Genomic DNA, 14,543 nt, shown 5'->3' with positions numbered 1-14,543 from the left:
CGTTACATTTATTGCTTAATCAATGTGTTAAATTAACACATTAAACTTAAAAAGCAATTCATAAAAAATAATTATTAATGAAAACTATCGGTTTAATTGGCGGCATGTCGTGGGAGAGCTCGGTGCTGTATTACCAGCTGATCAACAGGAAAGTGAATCAGCTTTTGGGCGGCGTGCACTCCGGCAAGTCGGTTATGGTGACGGTAGATTTTGAAGACATAGCCCACCTGCAACGCCAGGGCGATTGGGATATCCTGGCCGAAAAAATGATCGATGCAGCCAAAGCTTTGCAAAGCGCGGGTGCCGATATGGTACTCATCTGCGCCAACACCATGCACAAGGTATCGGCAGAGGTGGCAAGCAGTATTGATATCCCGCTGCTGCATATAGGGGATGTTACTGCCGAAGCCATCAAAAAGCAAGGCCTTAAAAAAATAGGGTTGCTGGGTACTAAATATACCATGGAGCAGAATTTTATTAAAGATCGCATCCAAAATCAAGGCATTGAAGTTATTATTCCCGAAGAAGCTGACCGGGAGATCATTCACAACGTGATCTATAGCGAACTGGCGAAAGGTATTGTAAGCGACGATTCGCGTAAAGCCTACTTAACCATTATGGATAAGCTGGTAGCCAATGGAGCCGAAGGAATTATACTGGGCTGCACCGAAATCGGCATGCTCATTAAGGTTACAGATACCCCAATTCCCATTTTTGATACCACCACTATCCACGCCGGTAAAGCGGTTGAGTTGGCTTTAGAGAAATAGTATTTGCATAATTTATGAGAAAATTTTTTACGCTTTTAGCCTTTTTACTGCCCGTTATCGGTTACGCTCAATTCAATAAAACTGATGTGCAGCGCTGCCAATTGCAGGCTAAGCAGGTAACCATTGTAAGGGATGATTATGGCGTGCCGCACATTTATGGCAAAACCGATGCGGATGCCGTTTTCGGGCTGATGTATACCCAGTGCGAGGATAACTTTAAAGGCATAGAACGTAATTACTTGTATCAATTAGGCCGCCAGGCCGAGGCAGATGGCGAGAGCCGCGTATATGAAGACCTGCAAATGCAGCTGATTGCTGACACTGCCGATGCGATAAAAGATTACAAAGCCAGCCCGCTCTGGTTTAAAAAACTGCTGAATGCCTTTGCCGATGGCATTAACTATTACCTGTACAAACACCCCGAAGTGAAGCCGCTGGTTTTTAAACATTACGAACCCTGGTTTGCGCTGATGTTTACAGATGGTAGTGTTGCGGCTACCGATTATGGAGATATTACCCTGCAAGAATCGCAGCAATTTTATAGCCACGAACCGCAGCAAATGGGTGCAACAGATAAAGGTTTAAAACGCGAAATTGCAGAGGAAGTTGATAAGCGCGAAATGGGTTCAAACGGTTTTGCCATATCGCCTTCTAAGTCAAAATCGGGGCATGCTATGTTATACATTAACCCGCATGTGCCGTTCTATTTCCGGTCTGAAGTGCAGTTGGTGAGTAACGAGGGGCTCAATGTTTATGGCGCGGTAACCTGGGGCCAGTTTTTTGTATACCAGGGCTTTAACCAGCACTGCGGCTGGATGCACACCTCCAGCTATGCCGACGTGGCCGATGTGTATGCCGAAAAAGTGGCCAGCAAGAATGGCAAATGGGTTTATGAATACAACGGCGCGCAGAAACCGGTAACAGTAAAGCAGATCAACTTAACTTATTTGAAAGATGGCCAGCAGATATCTAAGCAATTCAGCGGCTACTTAACCCATCATGGGCCTGTATTGGCCAACAGAGACGGGCATTGGCTGGCGCTTAAGCACTATAACCGGTCGTACAATGCGCTGTTAGAATCGTGGCTCATTACCAAGGCCAATACTTTGGCCGAGTACCGCAAGGCAATGGAGCTACGCGCCAATACCAGCAACAATACGGTTTATGCCGATGATAAAGGCAACACAGCCTTTTGGTATGGCGACTTTATGCCGAAACGTAACCCCAAATATGATTGGCGACAGCCTGTTGATGGCACCACCCCAGCTACCGAATGGCAGGGCACACATCGTATTGATGAACTGGTACATGTATACAACCCGGCTAGCGGCTGGATCCAGAATTGCAATTCTACGCCGTTTACCTCGGCAGGTAAGAGCAGCCCGGATAAGGATAAGTACCCGGCATATATGGCACCTGATGGGCAAAACTATCGCGGGATAACCGCTGCTAAACTGCTCAGCCAATCCGGCAAGTTATCTATGGATGATATGATTGCAATGGGTTATAACCGATACTTGTCGGCCTTTGATGTTTTGCTGCCGGAGCTGATTGCAGCTTACAATCAATCTACCGATACATTGAAACAACAGTTGATGGAACCCATGCAGGAACTGCAAAAATGGGATAAGGTATCGGCTGTAAATTCTATAGCTACCACCCTGGCGGTAGAGTGGGGTACATTGATGTACAAAGGCCTGCCCAAAGCAACGTCTACACAAGCCGGCACTTACCAAACCGAACGCGTGGATGAAATGCTGAAGCATACACCTGCTGCACGCGAGCTGGAATACCTGGCAGACGTTGTTAAAAGTCTAACAGCACGTTTTGGAACCTGGAAGGTAAAATGGGGCGATGTTAACCGTTACCAACGCCCGGCCGATGGTGTGTTTGACGATAATAAGCCTAGCCTGCCTGCGGCTTATGTGGCCAGTACTTTCGGGCAACTGCCATCATTTGTGAGCCGTACACAGCCAAACACGCAGAAACGTTATGGCTACTCTGGCAACAGCTTTATAGCTGCTGTAGAGTTTGGGCCGAAGCTGAAAGCCAAAACCATTGAAACAGGTGGTACCGCGTTCGATCCAACATCTAAGCACTTTACAGACCAGGCACAAGGCTACCTGGATGGCAAGTTTAAGGACGTGCTTTTTTATAAAGAAGACGTGCTGAAACATGCTGAAAAAACCTATCACCCGGGTTTATAACACCTGCCGATTTTTTATATATTTGGTGTAATAAATTGATAATGAAGAAGTACTTACTTGTTTTAGTAATTTTTTTAGGCTTTTCTAAAGCCGAAGCACAGCATATTAACTTTCAGGATATGCTGAGTTTGGTTGGCGCCTCGACCGAGCAAATTAATCAGTTTTTAACTGTAGGTAAAAAGTTTGAGTTTTTATCAACTGATATGACAAAAGGGATTCCTGTTAATAGGTATCAGAACCGTTTTGGCGAAGATGGTTTTCGTGAAACAGTAATTACCGGTATGGGTACCCCGCAGGGTGGCGGCAAAACGTTGCATGTTTTAAGCTATACTACCACGTCTGTAAAACACATCAACGAGCTTATTAAACAAATTACCAAATACGGTTACCCTTTAACCTTTAAGGGAACTGACAATGATAAAAGCATCAGGCAGTACGAAAGTGATATGTATGCTATATCGGTTTATACCCCATTGCCCGGTAAAAGCGGTTATTACTCGGTAGAGGTTCACGAAAAGCACTTGATCACGCTCGATTAATTAATACACTAAAAATATTTTTCGGCTGTAAGGCCATAGCTTAACAGCGAATTTTCGCGCGCAGTGCGGTTCATTCGGTTATAATTATAAGAGGTGGTAAAGCTGAGCCATTTCCGAAGTTTAACAGACAGATTGGTTGTAGAACGTATAATGTAATCACTGCGCCTGGTTAATGAGTTTTGTATAAAATCGCTGCCATCAAAAACAATCAGATCTTTAATTACAAACTTAAAGAACACACGGAAAGAGTTACGGTAGGTGCTGTAAACATCGTGTGTACCATCGTCCAGAAACAGGTCGCCCCTATCGAAAAGTATTCCATCGCTAATATTAAAAACAGTATTCTTTTTGTTAACAATATAATAAGCACCGCCTGTACCTGCCTGTAGCTGGTTGTTGATTTTTAATGAAACACTGGTTGTGTAATTGGCCAATCCCCAGTAATAAAAACGGGCACTGTCGTTTCTCAGAAGATTGAAATCGAGCGAGGTAGCAAAGTCATTGTTAGAAATTATATGGTCTGCTTTACCATAGATCCAGTTATTGTTAAAGTTCATGGCAAAGGTTTTTTTCTTGATGCCAAACTTAAAGCTGTTGTTTAAAAGATAAGTACTGGTTTGGTCTGTTTTGTTGATAGACCCTGCCGAAGAAAAATTAGTATAGTAATGCGTGGTGTCATTAAACTGCGCCAGGCAGTGGTGGGTAATGAGTATAAACAGAGGTAGTAAAAAGTGTTTACATTTCATAAATAGAACGATGTTTTATAGGCAACAACAAGCATTCTATTATGTTTAGCTCACATAAACACAAACTTAATTCTCAATATCAAACAATTGTAAACGAGCATTGACCAATAACTATACTGTTAGATCATGCGTGTTGAAGCATTTGTTAAAGAGATCGGTAATCTGGGTGCGGTCTTTTTTGGGGCAGGGTTTTTTAAATGACAACCTGGGTTTAACACGGCTCTTACTTTCGTATACCGGGAAACCAGGATGCTCTATCTCAAAAAGGTCTTTATAGTTTGTTTGGTTAATTCGGCTCAGTTGCTGCACTAACTGGCCGAATGTTACTAGTCTTCTGTAAAACGGGCTCATTATATCATCGCATTTATCGCTGATTATAAGGCAATTAGTATGCCAGTTGCACTAGTGTTATTTCAACAAATGTTTATGAGTTTTCCACATTGTTAAAAATATTCTGGTGCCTTAAAGTCCCTTTAATATTAATGTTTAAATATGCTGATCGATGATTTGCTTAAGCTGTGCAGCTTGCATTACACCAGATTGTCGCCATTTGGCTTGCCCGCCTTTAAATAAAATTAATGTGGGTACACCCTGTATTTTATAAGCTTCGGCAGCAGCAGGGTTTTTGTCGATATCTATCTTCAATATCTTCAGGCTATCGCCTGTCATTTCCTTCAGTTGCTTTAAAATAGGAGCCATCATTTTACACGGGCCGCACCACTCTGCCGAAAAATCGACCAGTACGGGTTTCTCGTCCTTCAACAGATCTGCAAAAGTTGCCATAATTTTAGTTTTTAAACACGTACGCCGTCTTTACTTAGTTGTATACCGCCGTTGTGCCCAACGTGTACACTTTCGGCATAAATATCATCATCAATATAAAGTTTCTCATTATCAACTGTAATGTGATGTTCGCCAATCATAAAATCGCCACGGATGCGTAGTACATGGGTTTCGCCAACATTGTGCAGCTCGTTAATAATATGGCTCGACAAATGCCCGGCTGTTGCCGTATCCAGTTGCAAAACATCCAGCACAGTATGGTCTGTGCTGTTGGTAACATGAATCTGGTTATTTGTGCGTTTTACTTTGTAATCGCTATGCTCGTAATCATTGTCGGCCAGGGTAATGGTATGCCCCAGGGTATCGGTAATATGGGTATCAACAACCAGCACTTTTTGTTCTGCCGGATTGGTTGATGGTGCATAAATGCTTTTGATTCTTATGAGTTCGATGGGTTCACCATCTTGAAGATAAGTGATAACGGGTTGATCAACGATAAACGCGTTTGACCCGAATAGGAATGTGTATTTCATGGCTTGAGCTATTTTAATAGTTAATAGTAAACAACGCTTAAATGTTTAGGTTGTGGGCAATTAATTTACAACACTTTACATGATATTGATTACTGCAGTAAATAATTATTTTTTAACTATTATTGAAAGTTTATTTATAATAAGTAAAAAGCGTTAAATAAATAGAGCGATAGCCCTTATAAATGAAACTCTTAAAGGTTAATTTTCGTATATATTGTATTAATAAACTAGATTTTAAGCTCAAAGCCCCATCGGAGATCAATGATAAGTAGCGAAAGCAAAAGACTCGAGGCTGTAAGCCGGTTTATGACACTTGATGACAATATTACTAAAGACCTTAATGATATTGTAAATTTAACGGCTCAGATCTGCGAAACTCCCATTGCTATGATTACTCTTATAGATGAGGATATGCAATGGTTTAAGGCAAGTAAGGGCGTTGATATTTATTGCAATACCCGCGAAGCCTCTTTTTGCCGCTTTACTATTGAGCAGAACGAATTATTAATTATCCCTAATACCAGTATCGACGAAAGGTTTAAAGACCATCCCTTTGTAAAAGAGGGCCCGCAGATCCGTTTTTACGCAGGCGCTAATTTAACCACCCGCGACGGACAACATGTGGGCACCTTATGCATACTTGATGTAAAAACCAGGGAATTAACAGATAGCCAGCAAATTTCTTTAAATGTATTGTCCAGGCAAATAATAAACCTGATGGAGCTAAGCTGGAGCTTACAAGGCCTGGAGGAAAAACACCGGGAAGTATTGTTACAAAAAGAAGAGACGGATGTGTCTCAGCTATATCTGCGGGCAATTTTCGACAGCTCAAAAGACCTGTTTATTTTGCTGGGGAAACATTTAAATATTCTCTCTTTTAATAAATCGGCTAATTTATATTACGCTGTAGCTGCAAACAAAGAACTGGTTGCCGGTGGTTTCCTGTCAGACTATCTTGAACCGCGTATATTAAGAAAGCTGGTAAAGTATTATAGTGCGGCCCTGGCTGGCCATGCTGTTCGCAGCGAGTTTCACGTAAGAAAAGATATGCCGCATGCAACCTGGTTAGAGATTACCTTTACACCTGTTAAAAACGATAACGAAATATTAGGCGTGGCTTTAAATGCAGCTGATATTTCTACGCGTAAAAAACACGAAGAACAAATCACCTTGCAAAACGATGCTTTACAGCGTATAGCCATTATACAATCGCACGAGTTGCGCAGGCCGGTGGCCTCGTTAATGGGGATGATAGAACTGATTAAGCTGGAGCAAGAGCACCCCTATGATGATTATGCCTATTTTAAAATGATTGAGATCACGGTAAATGAGCTTGATACCAAAATCTGCGGTATCGTATCCGAGTCAGAAACTACCCTTAATAATACCATCACCGTTTATTAATTTTGAGTACATTAATGGTATAATTTATACCACTTTAATAGTTACACTAATGCACTTACCGTAACTATAACCGTTAGCGCTAATTTTTGTCAAAAGTAAGCTGTGATGCCTCAGTAATTACAATTTCGGGTTTGCCTTTGTAATCAATTATTTTGCCGGTAATACAAACTTTTTTATTCAGAAAAACAGTTTCAGGGTCGCCGGTAAATTTTTTACGGTCATCACCTTTTATCACCAGGGTAAGTAGTTCATTAGGGTGCGGCGCACCTACATTTAGCAGGGTAGTTTTTGAGTTGTCAAAATACTTGCCATCTACCACCTTGTCGCAAATCAGTACGGTTTCATTTAAATGTTTTGCAGCGTCTTTGGCTTCAATTTTTGTTTGTCCAAATCCTTTAATTGCACCGGCTACAACCAGCAGGCATACAATAGTTAATTTTTTCATACAGTTATATTAATAAGTAAAATTATAATTATTTAAACAAAAGCTTAGCAATTAACAGTAACAATTAAGTGGCATCTAAATATAACAGCCCGTGCCCTGATTGCGTATAATAATGTATATTTTATTGGGATTTAGTAATTGCTAATTAAATGTTTCATATATTTAATTACTGCCTCAACTTCTTTCATATTAACTTGTTTTTAAAGAGATTCTTTTTTAATAAAATTAGTTAACTAATTATTATGGTATCAGAAACGGGCAACGGCCACTCGCCAGATACAATATCCAACAACTTTGATGCACAGTTAAAAAGCCTGTTTGCACAAAGCCCGGGGCCGTCGGCTGTTTTGATGGGGCGCGAAGGGGTGTTCGCAATACTTAATCCTGTATTTATTAAAGTGCTGGGCTATCCTAATGTGCAAGGTAAGTCCATCAGCGAGGCATGGCCTGGGTTTCAGCGGTATTGGAATGATGTGTCGGCCCGTGTTTTTGAGCGCGGCCATACCGTTTACCATTACAGCTATGCAGCCGAGGCCGACTGGCACGATGATGGCAATGGCAATGTAGCTTATTTTGATTTTGTTTTTTCTCCGCATCGCGATGCTGCCGGCGTTATTAATGGTATTATAATTACCGGCCTCGATGTTACCAACCGTGTGATAACGCTAACCCGCCTTGCCCAGCACGAACTGGTACTTAAAAGTGTTACTGAGGCAGCTGCTACGGCTTTATGGATGATAGATGTACATGGCGACATTACTTACGTTAGCGATGCCTGGGTACGGTGGACGGGTAAGCCCTTTGAGATGCACTTAGGCAGGGGGTGGCTAAACAGTGTGGAGGAGGAAGACCGTGAACATGTTTTTCATCGGTTTGCACTATATTTTGCTGCTAAAAAAGTTTATAATATAGACTTTAGAATTATACGTGCAGATGGTAACCTGCAATGGATAGCTGCAATAGGGAAACCCCGTTACTCGGCCGAAGGCGAATTTGAAGGTTATATTGGGTCGTGCATGGATATTACCGAGCGTAAAGAAACAGAAAGGCATCTGAAAGAAAGCGAAGAGCGGTTTCGCAGAATTGCCGACTCTGCGCCGGTATTTATATGGATGGCTGATACTACAGGTAAAACCGTTTTTTTTAACCGAAGCTGGTTAGAATTTACCGGCAAAAGTTTTGATGAATCTATAAATAAAATGCAAACGGATGAGCTGCATCCGGATGATCAGGAAAATGTATACAATATATATCATGCGGCTTTTACCAAGAAAGAACCCTATTACCTGGAGTTTAGATTAAAGCGTTACGATGATATTTACCGCTTTATCGGTATGAGATCTGTACCGTACTATTCGCCCGACGGGGAATTTGAGGGCTACATCGGCTCGGGGATGGATATTACCGAAACTAAAGAACACGAACAGATTAAGAACGAGTTTATAGGGATGGCCAGCCATGAATTAAAAACGCCTATTACATCAATAAAAGCTTACGTACAGTTGTTACTTAGTATTTATAAGAACGATGATGATGACGAATTTTTGAAAAAGTCGTTAACCACAATAAATAAACAAATAAACAAGCTAACCCGGCTTATTACCGATTTGCTTGATGTATCAAAAATAGAAAGCGGCAGGTTAAGCCTCAATAATGAAGTTTTTGTATTGAATGATTTGCTTAGGGAATGTATTGATGAGGTGCAGTATACCGCACAGAAACATGATATTGTTTTTGAGCAGGAAGCCGATTTTGCTATCGATGCAGATCGCGACCGTATTGCGCAGGTAATAACCAACCTGTTAACCAATGCCATCAAATACTCGCCCGAAACGGACAGGATAGATGTGATGATAAGAAATATAGATAACCAGGTGCGGGTAACTGTGCATGATTATGGTATAGGCATTAGTAAAGAAGAACAAGACAAAGTGTTTAACCGTTTTTACAGGGTAGAGGGCCGTAATGAACAAACCTTCTCTGGTTTTGGTATCGGCCTTTTTGTGGCATCAGAAATTATCCATAGGCACAACGGCCGCATTTGGGTTGATAGCGAAAAAGGTAAAGGGTCGTTTTTCTCTTTCGAGTTACCCCTGGTAGCAAATAGTTGATGGGGTATAGTTTACAGCAGGCATAAGCAGAACTGTTTAGTGCCATAAACTATCAACTATGATCTATGAAATTTTCTTCAAACTAATTTCAATTTAAATTAAACACTAGTGTAAATATTTTGTTATTATAGCGAAACATCTACTAAAAAGTAAAAGATATGAAAGATCAAACTAAAGTAATAGCAGCACTTTTAGTGGGTGCTGCGGCTGGTGCAGCCATCGGTTTATTATTGGCCCCCGAAAGCGGAAGTGAATTACGTGAAGACATTACAGATTACGTGAATGATTTATTTGAAAAAGCAAAAAATCAGGCTCAAAACACAGTTGGCGACGTGAAAGATTACACCAGCAGTGTAGTTGACAAAGCAAAATCAAAATTTAATGGTATTGTTGGCGATGCTGCAGATTATAAAGATGAAGCTGTAGATGCAGCAGAATCAAAAGCTAACGAAGCAAAAGATAAAGTGAAAAGCACTGCTAACGATTGGAATAATTCTATTCAGCAAGCATAAGCTTATTAGCTGTACAAATAAAAAAACCCGCAATTGCGGGTTTTTTTATTTGTAATATTTTTGATAGCATGCTGTAAATGTTAAAGGCATGAGTTGTATATCATAAATATTTTTTATTTCTTTGTGATAGTTATTTTAATAGGGGTATTAAATGACTATGAATGAAAGCCGGACCTTTTGGTCCGGCTTTTCTTTTTTACACTATGCGCCCAGGTATTCATCTGCGATCATCAGAAACAGCTTATCATCATCCCGCGATTCGTCAAAACATTCTACCATTAGCTGTTCAATTTCTTTATAATTTAATAACGAAGCAAGGCGGCGCAGCATCCGGTACGATATAATGTTAACATGCTCAACCAATTGCATGTGCACCATAATATCCATATCGTTCACAATTACCAGGTCGGGATTGTTACGAATGTCGCAGGCATCCTTTATAATTGTTTTTATTGGTGCGTCGGTAATTTCAATTGGCTCGGTATCCAGCATTTTATAAATATCGTCCATACGGGCAAGTTGTGTTTTAACATCCTGCATCAATTCTTCTAATGCTTGCTGCAAAACTTTCAATTTGGTTTTTTTAATCACTTTGGGTAAATGATTATTCAGGTACAGCTTGCCATCATAAATTTTATTGAGATAATAAATAAAAAGGTCTTTTTGTACTAGTGGATCAGATGCTTTGTGCGATGTGTTTTCCATGGTTGGGTTTAGTTTTAATAGTTTTTGGTATTGGCTAAACGCAGTTATCTATTATGCTGTAAAGGCATGGTCAAAGTAACAAAATGTATACCATCATTTTTTTTATTTAATATGTGTAGCTTGATTTATAGTTTATTATGAAAAAAAGTTAAGAAACAAATGAACACATGCTACACTGGTAAAAATATTTGATGAGTCCGATTACCGGGAAATAGCACCTCGGCAACCGTAAAGAAGAAACTATAATAAAAATGGCTGCTGCCATCACCGAACGTACTGCTTAAATAAAATGCGTTACTTTGCAGCCAGATGAAGTGGAAACTTGGCGATTTTGTGCGTTTTGTAGATGAGCGGCGCGAAGGGTATATAACCCGTATTTTTGACGAACAAATGATTGGCGTTACCGGCGACGATGATTTTGAGATCCCGGTACTGGCTACCAAGGTAACATCGGTACACGGGCATCAAACCGCTGGCAGCAAGGCAGAAGATAGCTCGTCGGCAACTGCACAGTCAACAGCGGCATTTGTGCAACAGGGGGTTTACCTGGCCGTTGTGAGTGATGCACGTGCTGCATCGGTAGTGCATTTTCATTTGGTTAATGAAACCTCGTTTGAGTTGTTAGCTACCCTTACAACCCAAAGCCAGGAGAAATACAAAGGAGAGTTCTCGGGCGTTATTGCACCAAACTCTACTGTTGATATGTATGCTGCGCAGCTGGCAGATATACAGCTATGGCCAACGTTTGATTTGCAAGTGCTGTTTTACACCAAACTGCAGGTTAAACCGCAAAAGCCAATTTTATTGAGCGAAAAATTTAAAGCCAAAGATTTTGCAGGCACTAAAAAAACAGTGCCTATACTAAAACAGCCGGGCTGGCTAATCCGTTTGGACGAAGCAGAGTTGGTTATTGATGTACAAAAACTAAAAGAAAGCTTCTTTAAACCTGCTGAAGAAAAAATAGACCTCGACAAGCCACTGCATGATGTTGACCTGCACATAGAAAAACTGCGCGATGACTACCAGTTTTTAGATAGCAGCGAAATATTGCAGATCCAGCTGAATCATTTCCGTAAAATGCTGGATGCTGCTATTGTACACCAAATGGAATCCATTGTGTTTATACATGGCGCCGGCAATGGTATTTTAAGGCATGAAATTCATAAATTATTGGGCCGGAACCAAAAAGTTCAAACCTTTATGGATGCCCAGAAAGAGAAATTTGGCTTTGGTGCAACAAGGGTGCTGCTGAAATAATTATTATAGTTAATGTATAGCAAAGCCGCATCCGGTTAGGATGCGGCTTTGCTATTATTCATTCTGTTGTGGTATTCAGATCGACAATTATTCTGATCTTAAACTTTTTACCGGGTTTATGAGTGCCGCTTTTACAGCCTGGAAACTCACCGTAAGCAGGGTAATTAATAATGCTATTACCGCCGATAATGCAAACATCCACCATTGAATAGGGGTGTGGTAGGCAAAATTAGCCAGCCATTTATCCATACCGTACCAGGCCAGGGGTGAGGCTATAATAATGGAAATAACTACAAGTACCAAAAACTCTCCCGATAGGAGGGTAAACAGTGAAGCTATACTAGCACCTAGCACCTTGCGGATGCCAATTTCTTTAAAGCGTTGCTCGGCCGTAAACATGGCTAAACCCAGTAAGCCAAGGCACGATATAAATATAGCCAAGCCTGCAAACACATTTGATAGCTTACCAATTACCTGCTCGCTTAGGTAAAGCTTTTTATATTCATCGTCCGAAAAATTATAGCTGAACTTAAAGTTAGGGTTAAGTTTTTTGCTCAAACTTTCCAGGCTGGCTAAAGCCTGTTTTGTTTTGCCGGGTTGTGTGCGCACTAAAATGCTTCCATACTGGTTTTGTTCTTCAAGGCGGATAACCAGGGGTTGAATCTGCTCATGCACCGAGTTAAAGTGAAAATCTTTTACAATGCCAACTATGGTGCCTTTTTTGCCCCAAAAAGTAAGTGGCTGCCCAATAGGGCTTTTGTACCCAATTCTTTTAAGTGCAGTTTCGTTAATAATATAGCCAACAGAATCTGTACCGAAATCTTTAGAAAAATCGCGCCCTGCTGCCATTTTTAGTTTCATGGTATGTATAAAATCATACCCTACGGCAGCCTGAGAAAATTCTATATTAATATTGGGGTCTTTACCATTCCAAATAACACCGCCGGTACTCGATTGTATATTGGATGGGTCTGAAGTAATGCGGCTGATCGCTTGTATACCAGGCATTTTTAAGGCCTCGGTTTTAAAAACGCTGTATTGGGTTGTTAAATTACCATCAATATTAATATACAACAGGTTCTCGCGGTTAAAACCAAGGTTTTTTGATTGGATATAATCTATTTGCCTCGAAATAACAATGGTGCCAATTATCAGCACAATAGATAACGCAAACTGAAAAACAACCAGCCCTTTGCGAAACATTACCGCGCCCCAATCCAATTTAAGGGTGCCTTTTAAAACTTTAACCGGGCTAAAAGAAGATAAAAACAGCGCGGGGTAGCTGCCGGCTATCACACCGGTAATTAAGGTAATAGCAACTAAATTTAACCAAAACAAGGGCTGGCTAAATGGTAAGGCTATCTGTTTCATGGTAATACTGTTAAACAGCGGCATTAATAGTGTTACCAGCAGCAATGCAAAAATAACTGCTACAGCGGTAAGCATTAATGATTCGCCAATAAATTGTTTAATCAGCGAGCCACGCAGGGCACCTACCACTTTACGTACACCAATTTCGCGGGCACGTTTTACAGAGCGCGCTGTAGTAAGGTTCATGAAATTGATACAGGCTATTAGCAGTATAAAAATAGCTACAATGCTAAAAAGATGCACATACTCAATGAGGCCGCTATCTGCCTTGCCATCTGTAAACCGGCTATGCAGGTAAGCGTCTTTAAACTTTTGCATGCCCAATTCAACGGTAAATGTGCCTTTCTTTTGGTCTTTATTTAAATTATCTAAAAAGTGAGTGAGTTTTTTCTCTACTAAAGCGGCATTAGCATCGGGCCTAAGCATCATATAACAGTTAGGGCCGTTATTTCCCCAGTTTTTTGCCCAGCTGTTTTCGTCCATAAAGCTAAACCAGTTGATTATAAAATCAGATTTCTCAGTAGAGTTTTTGGGCATGTCTTCGTAAACACCGGTTACGGTAAAGTTTTTCTTGTTTTCGTAACGGATGCTTTTGCCAATGGCCAGCTGCGGACTGCCAAAAAACATAGTGGCCATTTTACGCGAAATTGCAATACCCGATGGCGAACTGAGGGCTGTTTTTGAATCGCCCTGTAAAAAGGGGAAGCTAAACATCTTAAAAAAATCGGCCCCGGCCGAATTACCTTGCAGCTTTACTATCTTATCACCCACCTGGAAAGTATTTAAATTTGGCCAGGCTTCATTTGCGGCATACTGTATTTCTGGTATTACTTTTTTCAACTCATCGCCTAATAAGGCTGGCGTGCTGTATTGGCCAATAATTTTATGATCATAATACTGGCGTTCGTAAACCGTGTATAATTGGTTTCCGTTTTTATGGAAGTTATTCATTCCCAGCTCATCCTGTACCCATAATAAAATGAGCAGGCTACAGGCCAAACCTACAGATAGGCCCAATATATTAATAAACGAGTGCGATTTGTTTTTAACCAAATTGCGCCAGGCGATTTTAAAGTAGTTTTTAAGCATAATGAATGTCTTTATCAGGTATTAATATTAATTCGATAACAGATTATTTAGAAGGTTAAACCTCCTAATCT

At 40.7% G+C, this 14,543-nt stretch carries 14 protein-coding genes; 7 read left to right on the top strand and 7 right to left on the bottom strand.

Annotated elements, in window-relative coordinates; all coding sequences use genetic code 11:
- Positions 1 to 77 precede the first annotated feature (77 nt).
- The 3 genes from RG47T_RS14905 to RG47T_RS14895 are packed head-to-tail and all read left to right on the top strand — an operon-like array spanning position 78 to position 3,516.
- Entirely contained in the window at positions 78 to 770 is a 693-nt protein-coding gene (locus RG47T_RS14905) for an aspartate/glutamate racemase family protein (protein WP_074490209.1), read from the top strand.
- Positions 771 to 784: 14 nt separating this feature from the next.
- Positions 785 to 2,977: a penicillin acylase family protein gene (locus RG47T_RS14900; protein ID WP_074490208.1), complete on the top strand. Its 2,193-nt coding sequence runs from the start codon at positions 785 to 787 to the stop codon at positions 2,975 to 2,977.
- A 41-nt stretch (positions 2,978 to 3,018) separates the two neighbouring features.
- Positions 3,019 to 3,516 (top strand): hypothetical protein, encoded by a 498-nt coding sequence (locus RG47T_RS14895; protein ID WP_074490207.1) that lies wholly within the window; start codon positions 3,019 to 3,021, stop codon positions 3,514 to 3,516.
- A gap of 8 nt (positions 3,517 to 3,524) precedes the next feature.
- On the opposite strand, the gene RG47T_RS14890 is transcribed toward RG47T_RS14895, so the two are convergent.
- The 4 genes from RG47T_RS14890 to RG47T_RS14875 form a co-directional block, all read right to left on the bottom strand.
- Positions 3,525 to 4,262 (bottom strand): DUF481 domain-containing protein, encoded by a 738-nt coding sequence (locus RG47T_RS14890; protein WP_074490206.1) that lies wholly within the window; start codon positions 4,260 to 4,262, stop codon positions 3,525 to 3,527.
- Positions 4,263 to 4,373: 111 nt separating this feature from the next.
- Positions 4,374 to 4,613, bottom strand: a complete 240-nt coding sequence (locus RG47T_RS14885; protein WP_074490205.1) for a hypothetical protein — start codon at positions 4,611 to 4,613, stop codon at positions 4,374 to 4,376.
- 135 nt (positions 4,614 to 4,748) lie between these two features.
- Positions 4,749 to 5,045 (bottom strand): thioredoxin, encoded by a 297-nt coding sequence (gene trxA, locus RG47T_RS14880; protein WP_074490204.1) that lies wholly within the window; start codon positions 5,043 to 5,045, stop codon positions 4,749 to 4,751.
- Positions 5,046 to 5,056: 11 nt separating this feature from the next.
- Positions 5,057 to 5,578, bottom strand: a complete 522-nt coding sequence (locus tag RG47T_RS14875; RefSeq protein ID WP_074490203.1) for a hypothetical protein — start codon at positions 5,576 to 5,578, stop codon at positions 5,057 to 5,059.
- 261 nt (positions 5,579 to 5,839) lie between these two features.
- On the opposite strand from RG47T_RS14875, the gene RG47T_RS14870 reads away from it, so the two are divergent.
- Entirely contained in the window at positions 5,840 to 6,982 is a 1,143-nt protein-coding gene (locus RG47T_RS14870) for a GAF domain-containing protein (RefSeq protein ID WP_074490202.1), read from the top strand.
- A 79-nt stretch (positions 6,983 to 7,061) separates the two neighbouring features.
- Here the strand turns inward: RG47T_RS14870 and RG47T_RS14865 are convergent, their stop codons facing one another.
- Entirely contained in the window at positions 7,062 to 7,427 is a 366-nt protein-coding gene (locus RG47T_RS14865; protein WP_074490201.1) for a hypothetical protein, read from the bottom strand.
- Positions 7,428 to 7,669: 242 nt separating this feature from the next.
- On the opposite strand from RG47T_RS14865, the gene RG47T_RS14860 reads away from it, so the two are divergent.
- Both RG47T_RS14860 and RG47T_RS14855 read left to right on the top strand, forming a co-directional pair.
- Positions 7,670 to 9,538 carry a PAS domain S-box protein gene (locus RG47T_RS14860; protein WP_074490200.1) on the top strand — a complete coding sequence of 623 codons (1,869 nt, stop codon included), beginning with the start codon at positions 7,670 to 7,672 and terminating at the stop codon, positions 9,536 to 9,538.
- A gap of 158 nt (positions 9,539 to 9,696) precedes the next feature.
- Positions 9,697 to 10,050 carry a YtxH domain-containing protein gene (locus RG47T_RS14855; protein WP_074490199.1) on the top strand — a complete coding sequence of 118 codons (354 nt, stop codon included), beginning with the start codon at positions 9,697 to 9,699 and terminating at the stop codon, positions 10,048 to 10,050.
- Between the two features lie 201 nt (positions 10,051 to 10,251).
- On the opposite strand, the gene RG47T_RS14850 is transcribed toward RG47T_RS14855, so the two are convergent.
- Positions 10,252 to 10,755: a DUF892 family protein gene (locus RG47T_RS14850; RefSeq protein ID WP_074490198.1), complete on the bottom strand. Its 504-nt coding sequence runs from the start codon at positions 10,753 to 10,755 to the stop codon at positions 10,252 to 10,254.
- A 309-nt stretch (positions 10,756 to 11,064) separates the two neighbouring features.
- On the opposite strand from RG47T_RS14850, the gene RG47T_RS14845 reads away from it, so the two are divergent.
- Positions 11,065 to 12,012, top strand: a complete 948-nt coding sequence (locus RG47T_RS14845) for a Smr/MutS family protein (RefSeq protein ID WP_074490197.1) — start codon at positions 11,065 to 11,067, stop codon at positions 12,010 to 12,012.
- A gap of 87 nt (positions 12,013 to 12,099) precedes the next feature.
- On the opposite strand, the gene RG47T_RS14840 is transcribed toward RG47T_RS14845, so the two are convergent.
- Positions 12,100 to 14,472 carry an ABC transporter permease gene (locus tag RG47T_RS14840; RefSeq protein WP_074490196.1) on the bottom strand — a complete coding sequence of 791 codons (2,373 nt, stop codon included), beginning with the start codon at positions 14,470 to 14,472 and terminating at the stop codon, positions 12,100 to 12,102.
- Positions 14,473 to 14,543 lie beyond the last annotated feature (71 nt).

It is taken from the genome of Mucilaginibacter polytrichastri (genome assembly GCF_001911425.1).
Lineage (GTDB): Bacteria > Bacteroidota > Bacteroidia > Sphingobacteriales > Sphingobacteriaceae > Mucilaginibacter > Mucilaginibacter polytrichastri.
Note: the sequence above shows the minus strand (reverse complement) of the source record. Positions and strands in the feature narration are given on the sequence as shown.